The following is an 18,337-nucleotide window of genomic DNA, read 5'->3' on the forward strand; positions in this document are numbered from 1 at the left end:
GGAGATAATGCTGATGCAACCATCGAGCCTGTTTTCACTTTCGGAGCACCTGGAGCGACTGAGCCGGGATGGCGATCCACTTGAGGTTTTGGCAGACGCAGTGGACTTCGAGCGTTTCCGCTCCTTGCTGGTAGAGGGGCTGGGATACAGCGATGGTGCGAAGGGCGGCAGGCCGCCGTTCGATCCAGTTTCGATGTTCAAAGTGCTGGTGGTGCAGGCGCAGCACAACCTTTCCGACGCCCGCATGGAGTTCATGATCCGCGACCGGCTTTCGTGGATGCGCTTCTTCGGCTTCGATCTGGGCGGCACGATGCCCGATGAGAACACCATCCGTCACTACCGCAACCGACTGACGACAAGCGGCACGTTCGAAGCGCTGATGCAGGCTTTCGAGCAGCAACTGCGCGAACGCGGCTATCTCGCTATGGGCGGGCAGATCGTGGACGCCACGCTGGTGCCGGCTCCCAAGCAGCGCAATACCGAGGACGAGAAGGCCGCGGTGAAGGCGGGCAGGTCAGCAAAGCAGATCTGGCCAGGCAAGCCGAACAAGGCGCACCAGAAGGATGTCGATGCCCGTTGGACGGTCAAGGTCGGAGGCAAGGTCCGGTACCGCGCCGATGGGACGCCTCTTCCGCAGATCGCCACGCCGGTGTTCGGCTACAAGAGCCATATCAGCATTGATCGACGCTTCGGCTTTATCCGAAAGGGCAAGGTGACCTCGGCGGCGCATAGCGACGGGCGGGAACTGCGCCATGTGATCGATCCGGACAACACGGCTAGCGATGTCTGGGCTGACAGCGCCTATCGCAGCCGAAAGAACGAGACGTGGCTGTCACGGCATATGTTCAAAAGTCGCATCCATCGCCGCAAGCCCAAGGGCAAGCCGATGCCCGAGCGAGACATCACGCGCAAATGCCGCCAAGTCAGCGGTCCGCGCCCGCGTCGAGCATGTCTTTGCCCATCAGAAGGGGCGATACGGGCTCTTCATCCGCACCATCGGTTTGGCCCGCGCCCAGGCCAAGCTCACCCTCGCGAACCTGGTCTACAACTTCGACCGCCTGATCTTCCATGAACGACAAGCCGCCACCGGATAGGTGCGTCTGGAAGGCACACGCGAGGCAGAAAATGGCCAGAAGGCAACCGGAAAACTCCCATAATCAGGCGCTCAGGCAGCCACTCTGCTTGCTCAATCTATTATCCCACCGTTTGCGCCGAAAACATGTGGTTGTTGCGGGTGTCCAGCTCAACATGTAGTCTCAGCCTTGTTCGATGCAGGAGCGACTTGGTCTTTTTTACGTTGATCGCCGGCACGCCCCGCCTTCTCACGCTACCGCTCCAACAACGGCGCCAAATACCGCCCCGTAAACGACCGCTCCACCTTCACCACTTCCTCCGGCGTACCCTCGGCGACAATCTCACCGCCTCTGACACCGCCTCCCGGGCCTAGGTCGACGATGTGATCTGCCGTCTTGATGACATCCAGATTGTGCTCAATGACGATGACGGAATTGCCCTGCTCCACCAGCCGGTGCAGCACTTCGAGCAGTTTGCGCACGTCTTCGAAATGCAGGCCCGTGGTCGGTTCGTCGAGGATGTAAAGCGTCTGCCCGGTCGATCGCTTGGACAGCTCCTTCGCCAGCTTCACCCGCTGCGCCTCTCCGCCCGATAGCGTCGTCGCCTGCTGGCCGACCTTGACATAGCCGAGGCCGACCTCGTTCAGCATCCGCATCTTGTCGCGGATCGGGGGGACGGCCTTGAAGAACTCCTCCGCGTCCTCGATCGTCATGTCGAGCACGTCGGCGATGGAGTGGCCCTTGAACTTCACCTCCAGCGTTTCGCGGTTGTAGCGTTTGCCGCCGCATTCCTCGCAGGTGACATAAACATCGGGGAGGAAGTGCATCTCGATCTTGATCAGGCCGTCGCCGGTGCACTGCTCGCACCGCCCGCCCTTGACGTTGAAGGAGAAGCGCCCCGGCTTGTACCCGCGCGCCTGGGCTTCGGGCAGGCCGGCGAACCAGTCGCGGATCTGGGTGAAGGCGCCGGTGTAGGTCGCCGGGTTGGATCGCGGGGTGCGGCCGATGGGCGACTGGTCGATCTCGATCACCTTGTCGCAATATTCGAGCCCTTCGATCGCGTCATGCTTGCCTGCGATCACCCGTGCGCCGTTCAATGTGCGGGCCGCGGCGGCATACAGCGTGTCGATGGTGAAGGACGATTTGCCGCTGCCGCTGACCCCGGTGATGCAGGTAAATGTGCCGAGCGGGATCGAGGCGGTGACATGTTTGAGATTGTTCGCCGCCGCGCCCTTCACCGTCAGATGGTGGCCGTTGCCCTTGCGGCGGGTGGCGGGCACCTCGATCTTGCGGCGCCCGGTGAGGTAATCGGCGGTGAGCGAGCCCTTGGCCTTGAGGATCTGCTTCAGCGTCCCCTGCGCCACCACCTCGCCACCGCGCACGCCTGCACCCGGGCCGAGATCGACGATATGGTCAGCGCTGCGGATGGCGTCCTCGTCATGTTCGACGACGATCACCGTGTTGCCGAGATCGCGCAGGCGTTTGAGCGTCTCCAGCAGCCGGTCATTGTCGCGCTGGTGCAGGCCGATGGAGGGTTCGTCGAGCACGTAGAGCACGCCCGAAAGCCCGCTGCCGATCTGGCTGGCGAGGCGGATGCGCTGGCTCTCCCCGCCGGACAGCGTGCCCGATGTGCGGTCAAGGTTGAGGTAGTCGAGCCCGACATTGTCGAGGAAGCCCAGCCGCTCGTTGATCTCTTTCAGGATGGCGCGGGCGATCTGGGATTGCTGCTCGGTCAGGTGATCGTCTAGCCGCAAGAACCACGCTTTCGCATCGGCGACGCTCATCTTCACCGGCTGCGCGATGTCGACCCCGGCAACCTTCACCGCCAGCGCTTTCTCGTTCAGCCGCTTGCCGCCGCAAGTCTCGCACGCCTGCGCGGTCTGGAACTTCGAAAGTTCCTCCTGCATCCACGCGCTTTCGGTCTGCATCATGCGGCGGTTGAGGTTGCCGATCACGCCTTCGAACGGCTTGTTGACGGTGTATTCCTTGCGCCCGTCCTTGAACGTCAGCGGCACCGGCATGCCGCCCGTTCCATGCAGGATGATGAGCTTCTGATCCGGCTCCAGATCGCGCCACGGCGTCGTCAGGTCGAAATCATAGGCCCGCGCGAGGCTGGCGAGCACCTGCATGTAATAGGGCGAAGGCGGGTTCGATTTCGCCCATGGCACCACCGCCCCTTGCTTCAGTGAAAGCGCCTCGTTCGGGACGACCAGCTGCGGATCGAACAGCTGCTTTTCGCCGATCCCGTCACAGGTCGGACACGCCCCCTGCGGCGAGTTGAAGGAGAACAGGCGCGGCTCGATCTCCTCGATCGTGAAGCCGGAAACAGGGCAGGCGAATTTCTCGGAAAAGACGATGCGGTTGGCAGGCAGCCCCGCGCCTTTCATCGCTCCGCCACCCTGATCTTCGCCCTCGCGCCCCGGAACCACGCCATCGGCCAGATCGATATAGGCCAGCCCTTCGGCCAGCTTCAGAGCGGTTTCAAAGGAATCCGCCAGCCGCGTTTGCAGGCCGTCCTTCACCGCGATCCGGTCAACCACCACTTCGATGTCGTGCTTGAACTTCTTGTCGAGCGCGGGGGCTTCCTCGATCGGGTAGAATTCCCCGTCGATCCGCACACGGGTAAAGCCCGCCTTCTGCCATTCGGCCAGCTCGCGGCGGTATTCACCCTTGCGGCCGCGTACCACCGGGGCGAGCAGGTAAGCCCGCGTGCCTTCGGGCAGGTCCATAACCCGGTCGACCATCTGCGACACCGTCTGCGCGCTGATCGGTTCCCCCGTGGCGGGGGAATAAGGCACGCCCACCCGCGCCCACAGCAGGCGCATGTAGTCGTAAATCTCCGTCACCGTCGCCACGGTCGAACGCGGGTTCTTCGAGGTGGTTTTCTGTTCGATACTGATCGCGGGGCTTAGGCCGTCGATATGCTCGACGTCGGGCTTCTGCATCATTTCGAGGAACTGGCGCGCATAGGCCGAAAGGCTTTCGACATAGCGGCGCTGTCCCTCGGCATAGATGGTGTCGAACGCCAGCGAAGACTTGCCGCTGCCCGAAAGCCCCGTGACCACGATCAGCGCATCGCGCGGCAGATCGATATCGATACCCTTGAGATTGTGTTCCCGCGCGCCGCGGACGGAGATCTTTGTCAGCATAGAGGAAGTCTGTTCCGGAAATGTTCGCAAGTGTAAAGAGGCAGCAGCGCGCGGCGGCCAGTGATCCCCAACATGGTGCGCACCCGCCCCCATGCAACGGCCGGCAGCGGTTTGGGTTTCTCGATTGCCGAATTCTTGCCGGGGTACAGAAAAACTCAAGTTGTGCAGTTGTCAAACCAGCGCGAAATTGCCGGAACTGAAATTCGCGGCAAATGGGGGGCGGCAAATGTCAAAACCAAATTCAAGAATTGCTTGCATTGCAATATTGCTCGGCTTGGCAACATCCGGATGCAGCACGTTCAGTTTCGCTCCTCCTTATGTCGATACGAATTATCGCGGCAAAATCGAAAGCCATGATGATTGCATTTTTACACGGGCAACCGCGCAAGGCGGGCCGATCCAGATCACGCCGGATATAGAAGGGGCGCTGGCGCTGGCTGACAATTACGAGGCGGTCTATCGTTGTTCGCTCGCGGCCGCGTCCGATGGTCGGCAGATTTTTGAAGTGCCTTCCCTGCTTGCGCTGGTGGCTGCGGGACTGGGCGGCAATTTCGGGCTGAGTGAAGATGGCAGGTTGGCCGCTGCGGGCGGCGCGCTCGTCTACAATCGCGCCAACAGCTATTACGCCCCGGCGGAAAAGGCCGGTTATCTCGATGCCGCGCTAGACGCGGTTACTTGCGTCAAGAACCGTGCCGTGGGCGTCGGCTTCTTCAACACGCGCGATCCGGTCGAAACGAACGAGGAGGCCGAACAACTGGCCACCGCGATCGAACAGACTGAAGAGGTGATCGAGGAAAAGGACGAGGCGCTGGCAGAAATCGCGCAGAACAAGGCGCAGTTGGCTCCTGATGCCTTTGCCGCGCTGTCCGCGGCGGCAAGCGCAGAAAGCGCGCTGCAATCTGAACGGGCAGCGCTTGCCAGATTGCGGGATAATCTGGTGATCCTGCAAGCTGCGCTGCAAATCAAGAACGCGACGCGAACCGACGCGCTGACGATCAGCAAGGAAACCAACAACGGAACGATCGAAGTCGATGTCCGCCGCCAGTATTTCCAGATCATCGCCGGTGGCCTTTCGCAAATCGACCAAGTGCTCGGGCGCAGGTTGCGTGCGGCAGGCACCGTCACTGATCCGCAGAGCCTTGCCACCGAGTTGCAAGCGCTTGCCGAGAGAAGCGAAGACCAGGCGGAGCAGCAGGCCGAGGCTGAAGGCGCCGCAACAAACGGTGCGGCGAAAATGGCCCGCAATGCCGGGGTGCTGAGCTTTGACAGCGAGGAAAGCAAAAACGAGCGCTTAGTCGAAATCCAAATCGACCAGCTCGAGACAAATGTTCAGCAATGCGTGGCGCGGGCAAAGCTCTAGCCGCGTCCATCCCCTTTCCGGTTTACCCTGTTTGCGAGCATTCCTTTCAATTCTCCGGCTGCAGGCTGTCAGGGAATAAAGCCCTGCGGTTCGCGTTGTGGGGTTGAAAGGAGCCTTTGATGTCGCACAACTGTTCCCCCTTTTCCCGCATTTCCGCCCGCGCCGGTCTTGCCGCAGCGCTGGCGCTTGCCAGCCTTGTCATTCCCGCATTGCCCTTTGCCGCCGCCCCCGCTTTTGCCTGCAATCCCGAAGAGTGCCGCGGACTCAGCGCCGAAGAACTGGCGCGTGACCGGGCGGAAATCCGTCGCCTCAATCGCGAACAATTGCGTTACGTCCGCTCGCGCGATGCCGAATATGCGCGCGGATGGGAGGCGCGGCGCGCCCATGCGCAGGCCCTGGCCGATCACGAACAGGCCCGCGCCGAATACGAACGCCGGATGGAGCAATGGCGCGAAGCCGTTCGCCGCTGCGAAGCGGGCGAATACCGCTATTGCGCGGGGTGATCGAGGGCCGGAATAGGCGCACTGAACCCCTGAAAATGCCCTTCCTGCAAATTTTTTCACCCTCGTAATCCGCAGAATTCCGGGATTTTCCAAAGGGCTACAGAAAAAATGAAGGCGCATTTCTACGGTATTTTCCCGATACAGGGCTTCTCTTTGCAGGTCTTCCGCTTCAGCCCTTCGGGTCGCACCTTTGGGCAGTCGGTTGACTGACAGAGGAAGGGCTCGGTGCCCCTAGCGCCGCGCCGGGTTAGATCGCGCTTCTGGGGACACCCAAGGTGGACGTTGCACCTGTCAGCCCTGGGTGAGCGTCACCAGCGCGTTCTGACCCGGTTGGCCTAGCCATTGCCCATCCACCCCCCAGACCTGCTTGATCACCTGCGACGACAGGGCCGTTTGCGGCGGCCCGTCAGCGGCCATTGTTCCGCGATCCAGAACGAGCACCCGATCCGCATGGTTCATCGCCAGCGCAAGATCGTGCAGCACGATCACCACCCCCGCACCTGCATCGGCGCAGTCTCGCAGATGGCCACAAAGGGCCAGCTGGTGCGCAAGGTCGAGCGCGGCAAGCGGTTCGTCCGCGAGGATCCAGCGCGGTTCCCCCGCCAGCACGCGGGCCAGCAGCACCCGCGCGCGCTCTCCGCCGGAAAGCGTGCTGACCGGGCGATGGCGCAGCGTCTCCAGCGACAGCGCGGCGAGCGCGGCGTCGACCGGCTCCCTTCGATCATCGCGATGCGGCATCCGGCCCAGTGCCACCAGCGTCTCCACCGCCACGTCCCATGCGATATCGGCCCCTTGCGGCAGGTAACCGATCGCCTTGGCCCGCATGACCGGATCGAGCGTCGTGAGGGGCGCGCCGTCCAGAGTCACCTGCCCCGACTCCGGCGCGATCAGGCCTGCGAGCGCGAGCAGCAGCGAGGACTTGCCCGCTCCATTGGGGCCGACGATGGCGGTGATTTCTCCGGGGGCGAGCGCGGCGCTGATCCCGTCAAGCACCCTTGTCCCGCCGCGCTCCAGCGCCAGCTGTTCGGCCGCAATGCTCACAGCGTTCCCCTCCGCATCCGGATCAGCAGCCACAGGAAGAACGGCGCACCGATCAGCGACAGCGCAATGCCCAGCCGCAGTTCGGTGACGAAGGGCAGGATGCGCACCGCGCTGTCCGCCGCCAGAACAAGGCACGCACCCGCCAGCGCACTGGGCAGCAACAGCGAAGACGGCATCCGGTTGGTCATGGGGCGAACGAGGTGCGGGACGATCAGGCCGACAAATCCGATGATCCCGGCCACCGCTACCCCTGCGCCGACTGTCAGGCCCACTCCGGCGACGAGCAGCAACAGCAGCCGCTGCGGGTCCATGCCGAGCGATCGCGCCGCTGCTTCGCCCAGGGTCAGCGCGTCAAGCCCGCGCGCGGCGAGCAGCAGCACCCCGATCCCCGCGAGCGTGAGCGGTGCGGCGATCCATACCTCTGCCCATGAACGATCGGTCAATGCGCCGTTGAGCCACATGACGATTTGCGACAGGGCAAAGGCGCTGGGTGCCATGGTGATCGCCAGAGCGGTGAGCGCGCCTGCAAGGCTCGCGATCATCAACCCTGCCAGCGTGAACAGCGCGATGCCTCCGCCCGCGCCTGCGGGTGTGCGCCCCGCGATCAGCGCGAGAAGCGCCATGGCGAGACCCGCGCCTGCCAAAGCCGCTATCGGAAGCGCCCATGTCGCCCCGATCCAGAAGCTTGCAACCGCGCCCAATGCCGCCATCGGCGCGATGCCGAACAGCCCCGGATCGGCCAACGGATTGCGCAGATATCCCTGCATTGCCGCCCCCGCCGCGCCAAGACCTGCGCCCACGACTATCGCCAGCACCGCCCGTGGCAGTCGCAATTCCATCAGGATCAGCGCGGCGTTGTCCGGCCCTGCACCGCCAAAGGGGGAAATCCATACCCTCCCCGCCAGCAGCGACAGCGGCACCAGCACCGCCAACAGCGCGGCGAATGTCAGCGTGGCGCGGTTCATGGCCGGAGCCTCACGCGGATTTCATCGAGCCTGTCCCCCAGCGCGATCACGCTGGGGCCGCCACAGAACAGCAGGCGGGGATCGACTGTCTCAACCCGCGTCTGCTCAAGTCGGGCAAGCAGCGGATGGCCCTGTCCCGCGCTGTCACCTGCGACCAGCAGCAACTCGGGCGGATCGGCCAGCACTGTCTCCAGCGCAACATGATCGGCCTGTCCCAGACCCATGGCCGCGGCGTGGCTTTGAAACCCGCGTGATTGCAGCATTTCGGCGACCAGCGTCGCTTCGCCCGCGACGATCTCACCCGGCTGCCACAGGAGCGTCGAAACCGGTCGCGACTGTGCCTCGCCGCCCGCGAGCGCCGCTTCGATCCGCGTCGCCAATTCCTCGCCTTGAGGCTCCCGGTGCACGGCCTGAGCAAGCGCACGCACTTGCTCTACGCTTTCGGCGGTGCTTGTCGGGCTGCCGAAGGTTTCGACCCGCAAGCTCGCCCGCTCCAGCGCGTCGCGCGTGGCAGGCGCGATGAAAATCGAAGCCAGCACCAGATCGGGCGAAAGCGCGATCACCTCCTCCGCCGTACCTCCGGTGAAGCCAAAGTCTTGCGCAACCCCTTGCGGGATAGAGCTTGCGGCAGGATCACGGCTGTAATGCGACAACGCCAGCACCTGAGACGGATCGGCGATTTCGACGAGTATCGCATCAAGGCACGGGTTGAGGCTGACGATGGTCGGGCCAGAGGGCACGAGTTCCTCACCACCACGCATATCCGGCGCGGCAGGCGTGCAAGCCGCCAGCGTCAGCGCACAAGCTGCCACTCCCGTTCTGATCCCGCGCCATCCCATATCCGACCGCTGCGATAGGCGGCGCGCTGCAAGCCTGCAAGCGGGCGCGTGGTCCGACTTGTTAACCGATTTGATCAAGCTGTTTGCTTTCGGGACAGCGGGTGTCAGGCCGCTCGCTTGCGCCCTCCTTCCCCGCTACGCGCCAAAGCGCGCCATGAACCCGCTCCGCCATCTTCTTGCCCGCAAGGCCCCAAATACTTCAAGCAGGATCCACCTGCGCGACGACGGCGCACGCACCCTGCGCAAGCGGATCGCGGTCTTGCTGGCGATCATCACCGTTCCCGCCATGGCTACACCCGGCGATTTCGGCGAACTGCCGGGCGATGCGCCGACGGAGGCGGAACTGGTCAGCGCCCGCCTCGCCGCGCAAATGGCCGACAATCCGCCAATGGATTTCGAGCGTCCGGGGATGAGCTTTCCCGGATCGGCCTTCTTCTTCCTCGCCGATCCGCCCTCCACCGGCGCGCTGATCGCTTTGCCGACAACCGATGCCCGCGATCCCGGAGCGGAAGCAGGCCGCGAACTCGGCGAGATCATCGATGTCGGCCCCGCAGCCCGCCCCTTCTTCAGCGGTGCCGGCCTTGGCCATGATCGCGCTCTCGACTGTCTGGCGCAGGCCGTGTGGTATGAAGCCGCCAGCGAAAGCGAAGCCGGCCAGCGCGCCGTCGCGCAGGTCGTGCTCAACCGGGTTGCCCATCCCAATTGGCCGGGCAGCGTCTGCGGGGTGGTGTATCAGGGTTCGGAACGCTCGACCGGGTGCCAGTTCACCTTCACCTGCGACGGCAGCCTTTCGCGCAAGGCACGCGGCGCAAGCTGGGACCGCGCCCGCCGGATCGCCAGCGAGGCCTTGTCAGGCAGCGTCTACGCCCCTGTGGGCCACGCGACGCATTACCACACGCTCTGGGTCAATCCCTATTGGGCCGCGACACTTGATCATGTCGGCACTATCGGCGCGCACCGTTTCTATCGCAATCGCGGCGCGGCAGGAGAGAAAGGCGCGTTCACCACACGCTATGCCGGGTTCGAACCGGGCGTGAGCGGACGCGTGACCCCGCCGCCTGCGGGAGACGCGCCAAGGCTGCAGTATTCTACCGAAGTGACAGCCGGTCCTTTGCCCACGCCGGTGTCTTCGTCCGCACCATCGCGCCAAGCGGCACCCGCGCCCGAGCCGGTTCTGGCTGATCCCGCCTATTCCGCCGTCGGCCAGGTGCGGCAGGATTACTCGCGGGCAGGCCAGTGGAAAACCGACGCGGCGCGCGCCGCGCTCGCCAATGAAGAACGACGGCTTGCAACCGAACGCGCCAACGAAGGTGCAATGGCTCAGCCCCGCTAGATCGCCGCGACATATTCACGGTTAACGCGCTCTCAACCGTGAAGTGACACCAAGCCTTAGCGGGCCCGCCCCTATTGCACCGCTTATTGCTTGAACACCCGCGCACTGCCCGCCTTTGTGGTCTGACATGACGACATCGGGGCAACGCCATGAACGGATACGCAAGGCCCATGCCCATCCATTTCGCCGCTGCTAAAGTTCCCGGGCGTTCTCCGGCTTGCGCCCCGATTGCCCGGGCGATGGTGGCCCGCGCAATGGAACGCGTGGCCAATGACAATGGGGATGGATCGGCCAGCCAGGCGGCGAACGACCAGATCCTGCGCGCCGCCCTGCGGCATTTTGCCCAGCACGGCCTAGGCGCCGCACGCGAGGCCCGGGCAAAGGCCGAAGAGGCATTCTTTGCCGGGGATCGCCAAGGATATCAGTGGTGGCTGGGAATCACCCGCACACTGGATCGCAGGCTGGCACGGCAGGCGGAAATGCTTTCGCCAAACCTCCCGGTCGATCGCGCGCAGCCGTAAACCATAACCGTCGCACGGCCTGTGCGGGTCAGACAGCCGCACCCCAGATTGCGCGTTAACCTGTATTTGACCACTTTGATCTAACCGGGTCATTGTATGGGAGTGACCCGTTTCCTGAATGCGCTCCTCCATCCCGCAAGGCCGGGGCTGGAGCAAGGGCGTGAACAGCCATCGCGCGAACGCTCGGACCAGCTGTCCGAGCGTGTTCGTCGCATGCTCGTCACCACTCTCTATGCCCAACCTTCCAGCCTCGCGATCGGGGCTTTGGCGACAGTTTCGGCCGCCGGCGTTTCTGCCTGGATCGCCGGCCTGCCGGAGCTATGGGTTGCGGCGGTCATTCTTGGCATGATCGCGGTGGCGCGTGTCGTCGCGGCGCTCGGCCTTTCCCCCGATAGCGAAGGCAACAGCACCGCCACGCTCGAAATGGTCTATGAAGTCGGCGCTTTCAGCTATGCGCTGGCGCTGGGCTGCACCGCGGCCTTCACCATTCTGGTGGGCACCAACGCCGAAGTCGTGGTGCTGATGGTTGCCAATGCTCTAGGCTATGGCATCGGCGTTTCGGCGCGCAACGCCGGACGCCTGACAATCGCCATCGGGCAACTTGCCCTGTCCTGCGTGCCGATCGCGCTTGCCTGTTTCTGGGTCGGCAGCATCGGTTTCATCGCGCTGGGCTTCACTATCCTGCTGCTGATCCCGGCGATGATTTCCATCGCGACCAACATCTTCAAGGTTCTGCGCGATTCGATCGCGGCTGCGGAAACCAGCAAGAAACTGGCTGACAAGATGCAGATTCTTGCCCGAACCGATGTCGTGACGGGCCTTGCCAACCGCGCCGGTCTCAATCACGCGATGGTCGAAACCATGATGGCGGTCGAAGACGACACCTGCCTCGCGCTCTTCTGGATCGACCTCGACCGTTTCAAGGAAGTCAACGACCTGCTCGGCCACCCGGTTGGCGACAGGGTGCTGAACGAAGTGGCAAAACGGCTGCGCAGCGTTTCACCCGAAGGCGCGACGGTCGCCCGTTTCGGCGGCGATGAATTCATCGTTTTCTGCCCCATCACAGGGCGCAAGGACGCAGAGCGGCTTGCGAGCGAAGTTCACGCTGAAATCATGCGCCCGTTCCGTATCGACGGCGAGCGGCTGGAAGTGCGCGCTTCGCTGGGTGTGGCGATGCTGCCCGAACATGGACGCGATGCCGACACGCTGATGCAGAGCGCGGACCTTGCGCTGTATCACGCCAAGGTCGGCGGGCGTTCGCAAACCTGCTTCTACGACAGTGCGATGAGCCGCGATCTGGTGCGCCGCCGCGAGATCGAGGACGAATTGCGCTCTGCCCTGCAACGCGACGAACTGTCGATCTTCTTCCAGCCGATCGTCGATCTGGAGACCGGGCGGATCAAGACCTTCGAGGCGCTGGTACGCTGGTTCCACCCGGAAAAAGGCGAATTGCGCCCCGACGAATTCATTCCGGTGGCAGAGGAAACCGGCGTGATCGTGACGCTGGGCAACTGGATCACCGCGCAGGCCGCACGCGTTGCGGCAAGCTGGCCCGAAGAAGTGACCGTGGCGGTCAACCTCTCGCCGCTGCAGATCCGCGCTCCGGGCGCGGCGCTGGGTATCAAGAATGCATTGCGCGAAGCAGGGCTCGATCCGCGCCGGTTGGAGCTGGAAGTGACCGAAAGCCTGTTCATCGAGGACAACCACGCCACAGCGTCGTTTATCGAGGAACTGTCGGAGATCGGCGTCCGCTTTGCCCTCGACGATTTCGGCACGGGCTATTCCTCGCTCGGCTACATCAACAAGTTCCCCTTCTCGAAGATCAAGGTCGATCGCAGCTTCGTCTCCGGCACGCAGGTCGGGCGCAAGAGCGACGCGATCATCCGTGCCGTGGCCGAAATGGGCAACACGCTGGGCATGGATATCGTCGCCGAAGGGCTGGAAACGATCGAGCAGGTGCAAGCGGTGAAGGATGCCGGGTGCAACCTTGGCCAGGGGTATTACTTCAGCCGCGCCGTGCCCGACTACCTTGCCGCAATGCTGCTGGCGCAAGAACGCGAACAGGAAGGCCGCAAGGCGCTTGGCTGACATTCGCAGGCATCGCGCCTGTCCCTCTCTCACAACAGCAATGGCATGGACGCTAGAGCCGCCGCAGGACAGGTATAACTCCTGAGGCTTATTGCTCTTGCAAACTATTTGCAAAAATAGTTGAGAAATGCGACCTTTTGATGGTTGCAATCCCCCTTTCACCCGCCTACCCCGCCGCCAGATGCGGGTGCCCGGCCAGTGGGACGAATGCCGGGGAAACGCCCCTATGGTCTGTTTTCGTCCCGTATTTCCCTGGGAGGGATAACACCTATGGCCCGCAAGAAAATTGCCCTCATCGGCGCCGGCATGATCGGCGGCACGCTCGCCCACCTCGCCGCGAAGAAAGAAATGGGCGACATCGTCCTGTTCGACATCGCCGAAGGCATGCCTCAGGGCAAGGCGCTGGACCTCAGCCAGTGCGGTCCGATCGAAGGGTTCGACGCCAACATCAAAGGCACCAATGATTACGCCGATATCGCGGGCGCAGACGTGGTGATCGTCACCGCCGGCGTTCCGCGCAAGCCTGGCATGAGCCGCGACGACCTGCTCGGCATCAACCTCAAGGTGATGAAAGCCGTCGGCGAAGGCATCAAGAACAACTGCCCCGACGCATTCGTGATCTGCATCACCAACCCGCTGGACGCGATGGTGTGGGCGCTGCGCGAATTTTCCGGTCTGCCGCACAACAAGGTGGTCGGCATGGCGGGCGTGCTCGACAGCGCGCGCTTTGCGACCTTCCTCGCATGGGAATTCGGCTGCTCGGTCAAGGACGTGAACGCATTCGTCCTCGGCGGCCACGGCGACACCATGGTTCCCGTCACCAGCTACACCACGATCAACGGCATCCCGGTGAACGACTATGCCAAGATCAAGGGCGTCGCACCCGAACGTATCGACGAAATCGTCAAGCGCACCCGCAGCGGCGGCGGCGAGATCGTCCAGCTGCTCGGCACCGGGTCGGCCTATTACGCGCCCGCCACCAGTGCGATTGCGATGGCCGAAGCCTATCTGGGCGACCAGAAGCGCATCCTGCCCTGCGCCAGCTACGTTGCAGGCAAGTACGGCCTCGACGGGCTGTATGTCGGCGTCCCCACGGTGATCGGCGCGAACGGCTGCGAAGATGTGGTCGAAATCGAACTGAGCGACGAAGAAAAGGCTAACCTCAAGGTCTCGACCGACGCGGTCGAGGAACTGCTTGAGGCGTGCAAGGGTCTGGACAGCAGCCTTGCTTAAGCAAGCCTCTGCGGCGCTTGCGATTGCGGTTCTCGCCGCGGCTCCGGCCGCGGCGCAACTGCGTGAAGCGCCCCTGCCCCAAATCTTCGAGAGCTATAATGATTGCTTCGCCGCGACCGACAGCGGAGCGATTGATGTCGCTTCGCTGACGTCGCTTGGCTGGGCTCGTGCCACCATGTCAGACGGCGACGGCAACCCCATCGAAGGCGGGCCAATCATCTTCGGTCATGCGGAACGCAGCCCGATCATCATCCTCAGCGCCTTGGAAGGCAACGGGGTTTGCATGGTCAATGCTCGCATTGAATCCTTCGACGTCATGAAACAGTTCACCGACGCGTTTGGCGGTAGGCTGCCTGCCCCGGATGACGAAGGAAAGATCACCTTTCGGGCGCAAGGGCACATCGTTCAAATTGCACCAGCTGGAACAATGGAAAAACCAAGCCTGCGCCTAGTCGTAGGGACGAAAGCGGAGACAAACTGAATGTCCATCCTTATCAACAAAGACACCAAGGTCATCACCCAGGGGATGACCGGCAATACCGGCACTTTCCACACGCAGCAGGCGCTCGATTACGGGACGCAGATGGTTGCGGGTGTGACGCCGGGCAAAGGCGGCACCGAGCATATCGGCCTGCCGCAATATGACACCGTGCGCGAAGCCAAGGCTGCGACCGGCGCGACCGCTTCGTGCATCTACGTACCCCCGCCCTTTGCTGCTGATGCCATTTGCGAGGCTATTGATGCCGAGATGGAACTGATCATCTGCATCACCGAGGGCATTCCGGTGCTCGACATGGTTCGCGCCAAGGCGGCGCTGAAGGGCTCGAAATCGCGCCTGATCGGCCCGAACTGCCCCGGCGTGCTGACCCCGAACGAATGCAAGATCGGCATCATGCCGGGTTCGATCTTCAAGAAGGGCAGCGTCGGCGTCGTCTCGCGTTCGGGCACGCTCACCTATGAAGCCGTGCACCAGACGACGATGGTTGGCCTCGGCCAGACCACCGCTGTCGGCATTGGCGGCGACCCTGTGAACGGCACTAACTTCATCGACGTGCTCGACCTGTTCCTCGACGATCCGGAAACCGAGAGCATCATCATGATCGGCGAAATCGGCGGCAGCGCCGAAGAAGAAGCCGCCGAATTTATCAAGCAGGAAGCCGCCAAGGGCCGCAAGAAGCCGATGGTCGGCTTCATCGCCGGTCGCACCGCGCCTCCGGGCCGCCGCATGGGCCACGCTGGCGCGATCGTCAGCGGCGGACAGGGCGGCGCAGAAGACAAGATCGCAGCGATGGAAGCCGCCGGCATCCGCGTTTCGCCCTCGCCTTCGGAACTCGGCACCACGCTCGCCGATCTGCTGAAGGAAATGGCGTAACCCCTCCCTCCCCAGGAGAACCCACATGGGTAAAGAACAGCACGATTTCATTCCGCAGATGACCGACCAGGAAGGGCCGCAACCCGGCCCGTCCTGGGGCAATCCCGCATGGCTTGATACCGTATCCGAGGCCGGAGCCGATCTGACCGGGGCAATGGACCCCACTCAGATGCTGCTCGATGCCAAGGAAGCGGTTGCCAAGGCGGCGAAGGCCGCGGGCAAGCCGACCGATCCCAAGGCGATCGAGAACGCGGCCAGCCTGTCGATTGCGGCGATGACGCTGGTGCGGCTTTACCGTGTGCGCGGGCATCTGGCCGCCGATCTCGATCCGCTGGGCCTGTCGACCAAGCGCAGCGAACCGCAAGACCTCTCGCTCGCCTTCCACGGCCTTGCCGGGAAGGAGAACGAGGAAGTCTATGTCGGCGGCGTGCTGGGCATGGAATGGACCACGGTGGGCGCACTCTATAATCGCCTGCGCGAAGTGTATTGCGGCAAGGTCGGCCTGGAATACATGCACATCGCCGACACCGAGGAACGCCGTTTCCTGCAGGACAAGTTCGAAAGCCCCGGCGATACGATCCACTTCACCGACGAAGGCAAGAAGGCGATCCTCGCCGCGGTACTGCGCGGGGAGCAGTACGAGGAATTCTTGGGCCGCAAATATGTCGGCACCAAGCGTTTCGGCCTCGATGGCGGGGAATCGATGATCCCGGCGCTGGAGGCCGTGATCAAGCATGGCGGCAGCGCGGGCGTGCGCGAAATCATCTATGGCATGGCGCACCGTGGCCGTCTGAACGTTCTCGCGAACGTGATGGCCAAACCCTACAAGGTGATCTTCCACGAATTTTCGGGTGGCACCGCCAACCCGGAGGACGTGGGCGGTTCGGGCGACGTGAAATATCACCTCGGCACCTCGACCGATCGCGAATTCGACGGGATCAGCGTGCACATGTCGCTCACCCCCAACCCGTCGCACCTCGAAACGGTCAACCCGGTGGTGCTGGGCAAGGCGCGCGCGCAACAGGCGATCCGCGACGATCTCGACAACAAGAAGCAGGTTCTGCCTGTCCTGATCCACGGCGATGCCGCATTCGCAGGGCAAGGCGTGGTGTGGGAAAGCCTCTCGCTGTCGGGCGTGCCCGGCTATGACACGGGCGGGTGCATCCACTTCATCATCAACAACCAGATCGGCTTTACCACCTCGCCCAAATTCTCGCGCGGGTCGCCTTACCCGTCCGACGTGGCGAAGGGCGTGATGGCGCCGATCCTGCACGTCAACGGCGACGATCCCGAAGCGGTGACTTTCGCGTGCAAGCTGGCGGTCGAATACCGCCAGACCTTCCACCGCGACGTGGTGATCGACATGTGGTGCTATCGCCGCTTTGGCCACAACGAAGGCGACGAACCCAAGTTCACCCAGCCGCTGATGTACGAGATGATCGGCAAGCACCCCAAGGTGAGCCGCGTCTACGAACAGCGCCTGATTGCCGAAGGCGTGATCGAGGAAGGCCACCGTGATCAGGTCACGGCGGAATTCGTCGCCATGCTCGAAGAGGAATTCGAAGCGGCCAAGAGCTATTCTGCCAATCAGGCCGACTGGTTCGGCGGGCGGTGGTCGGGCTTCAACAAGCCGGCTGACGATGAAACCGCGCGCCGCAATATCGAAACCGCGATCGAACCCAAGATGTTCGACCGCATCGGTACGGTGCTGACGACGGTTCCCGACAGTGTCGACATCCACAAGACGCTGGGCCGCGTGCTCAAGGCCAAGGCCGATATGTTCGAAACCGGCGAAGGCTTCGACTGGGCGACGGCAGAGGCGCTGGCGTTCGGCAGCCTCGTGATGGAAGGCTACGGCGTGCGTCTGTCGGGACAAGACAGCGGGCGCGGCACCTTCTCGCAGCGCCATGCCGTGTGGGTCGATCAGAAGACCGAGGAGAAGTACATTCCCCTCACCACCCTGCCGCACGGCAAGTTCGAGGTCTATGACAGCACCCTGTCCGAATACGGCGTGCTCGGCTTTGAATACGGGTTTGCAATGGCGGACCCGAAATCGCTGGTGCTGTGGGAAGCGCAATTTGGCGACTTCGCCAATGGCGCGCAGATCATGATCGATCAGTATATTGCGGCAGCCGAGGCCAAGTGGCTGCGCGCAAACGGGCTCGTGATGCTGCTGCCGCACGGATATGAAGGCCAGGGCCCGGAACACTCCTCGGCCCGGCTCGAACGGTTCCTGCAACTGTGCGCGAACGACAATATCCAGGTCTGCAACATCACCACTCCGGCGAATTACTTCCACGTGCTGCGCCGCCAGATGCTTCGCAATTTCCGCAAGCCGTTGGTGATCATGACGCCGAAGTCGCTGCTGCGTCACCCGCTGGCGAAAAGCACGCGCGAGGAATTCCTCGGCGACAGCCAGTTCAAGCGCATCCTTTCGGACATCACCGAAGTCGCGGACGACAAGGTCAAGCGGCTCGTGCTGTGTTCGGGCAAGGTCTATTACGACTTGCACGAAAAGCGTGAGGAAGAAGGGCTGAAAGACGTGTCGATCGTGCGGATCGAACAGCTCTATCCCTTCCCCGGCGATCCGCTGGCCTTGCGGCTTTCGCGGATGACCAATCTTGAAACGGTTGTCTGGTGTCAGGAAGAACCGAAGAACAACGGATCGTGGTTCTTCGTCCAGAACCAGATCGAGGACGCGCTGACCGCTGCGGGGCATGACGGCAAACGCCCGATCTATGCCGGACGCGATGCCGCCGCATCGCCCGCCACCGGCCTCGCCAAACGTCATGCGGAGCAGCAGGCGAAACTCGTCGCCGACGCGCTCGGTCTCACCAAGTAAACGAATTCAGCAAAGCTG

General features: G+C 63.1%; 13 protein-coding genes and 1 pseudogene. 10 read left to right on the plus strand and 4 right to left on the minus strand.

The features are described from left to right. Positions 1–7 precede the first annotated feature (7 nt). Positions 8–1,094, plus strand: a pseudogene (locus AABA34_RS12125) (IS5 family transposase). A gap of 233 nt (positions 1,095–1,327) precedes the next feature. On the opposite strand, the gene uvrA reads toward AABA34_RS12125, so the two are convergent. After that, complete coding sequence (gene uvrA / locus AABA34_RS12130; protein ID WP_338302840.1) at positions 1,328–4,222, minus strand: excinuclease ABC subunit UvrA; 2,895 nt, start codon at positions 4,220–4,222, stop codon at positions 1,328–1,330. 274 nt (positions 4,223–4,496) lie between these two features. Between uvrA and AABA34_RS12135 the strand changes: the two genes are divergently transcribed. Then, complete coding sequence (locus AABA34_RS12135; protein ID WP_338302841.1) at positions 4,497–5,582, plus strand: hypothetical protein; 1,086 nt, start codon at positions 4,497–4,499, stop codon at positions 5,580–5,582. A gap of 119 nt (positions 5,583–5,701) precedes the next feature. Next, the gene (locus tag AABA34_RS12140; RefSeq protein ID WP_338302842.1) at positions 5,702–6,085 is read left to right on the plus strand and encodes a hypothetical protein; all 384 of its coding nucleotides are present in this window, start codon (positions 5,702–5,704) and stop codon (positions 6,083–6,085) included. 291 nt (positions 6,086–6,376) lie between these two features. Here the strand turns inward: AABA34_RS12140 and AABA34_RS12145 are convergent, their stop codons facing one another. The 3 genes from AABA34_RS12145 to AABA34_RS12155 are packed head-to-tail and all read right to left on the minus strand — an operon-like array spanning position 6,377 to position 8,930. Further along, entirely contained in the window at positions 6,377–7,126 is a 750-nt protein-coding gene (locus AABA34_RS12145) for an ABC transporter ATP-binding protein (RefSeq protein ID WP_338302843.1), read from the minus strand. Then, positions 7,123–8,091, minus strand: a complete 969-nt coding sequence (locus AABA34_RS12150; RefSeq protein ID WP_338302844.1) for a FecCD family ABC transporter permease — start codon at positions 8,089–8,091, stop codon at positions 7,123–7,125. The genes AABA34_RS12145 and AABA34_RS12150 overlap by 4 nt, the downstream gene beginning before the upstream one ends. After that, positions 8,088–8,930, minus strand: coding sequence for an ABC transporter substrate-binding protein (locus tag AABA34_RS12155; protein WP_338302845.1), 843 nt, complete (start codon positions 8,928–8,930; stop codon positions 8,088–8,090). The genes AABA34_RS12150 and AABA34_RS12155 overlap by 4 nt, the downstream gene beginning before the upstream one ends. Positions 8,931–9,084: 154 nt before the next feature. Between AABA34_RS12155 and AABA34_RS12160 the strand changes: the two genes are divergently transcribed. From AABA34_RS12160 to AABA34_RS12190, 7 genes are all read left to right on the plus strand, one after another. Next, positions 9,085–10,263, plus strand: coding sequence for a cell wall hydrolase (locus AABA34_RS12160; RefSeq protein ID WP_338302846.1), 1,179 nt, complete (start codon positions 9,085–9,087; stop codon positions 10,261–10,263). Between the two features lie 149 nt (positions 10,264–10,412). Next, entirely contained in the window at positions 10,413–10,784 is a 372-nt protein-coding gene (locus AABA34_RS12165) for a hypothetical protein (protein ID WP_338302847.1), read from the plus strand. A gap of 96 nt (positions 10,785–10,880) precedes the next feature. Further along, positions 10,881–12,872 (plus strand): putative bifunctional diguanylate cyclase/phosphodiesterase, encoded by a 1,992-nt coding sequence (locus AABA34_RS12170; protein WP_338302848.1) that lies wholly within the window; start codon positions 10,881–10,883, stop codon positions 12,870–12,872. Positions 12,873–13,142: 270 nt separating this feature from the next. Continuing rightward, entirely contained in the window at positions 13,143–14,105 is a 963-nt protein-coding gene (gene mdh, locus AABA34_RS12175; protein WP_338302849.1) for a malate dehydrogenase, read from the plus strand. A 175-nt stretch (positions 14,106–14,280) separates the two neighbouring features. Further along, a complete protein-coding gene (locus AABA34_RS12180; protein ID WP_338302850.1) occupies positions 14,281–14,586 on the plus strand; it encodes a hypothetical protein in 306 nt (101 codons plus the stop codon). Next, positions 14,587–15,477, plus strand: coding sequence for a succinate--CoA ligase subunit alpha (gene sucD / locus AABA34_RS12185; protein ID WP_338302851.1), 891 nt, complete (start codon positions 14,587–14,589; stop codon positions 15,475–15,477). Positions 15,478–15,502: 25 nt separating this feature from the next. After that, positions 15,503–18,319 (plus strand): 2-oxoglutarate dehydrogenase E1 component, encoded by a 2,817-nt coding sequence (locus AABA34_RS12190; RefSeq protein WP_338302852.1) that lies wholly within the window; start codon positions 15,503–15,505, stop codon positions 18,317–18,319. Positions 18,320–18,337: the final 18 nt, after the last annotated feature.

Source organism: Erythrobacter sp. Dej080120_24, assembly GCF_036322605.1.
Lineage (GTDB): Bacteria > Pseudomonadota > Alphaproteobacteria > Sphingomonadales > Sphingomonadaceae > Erythrobacter > Erythrobacter aurantius.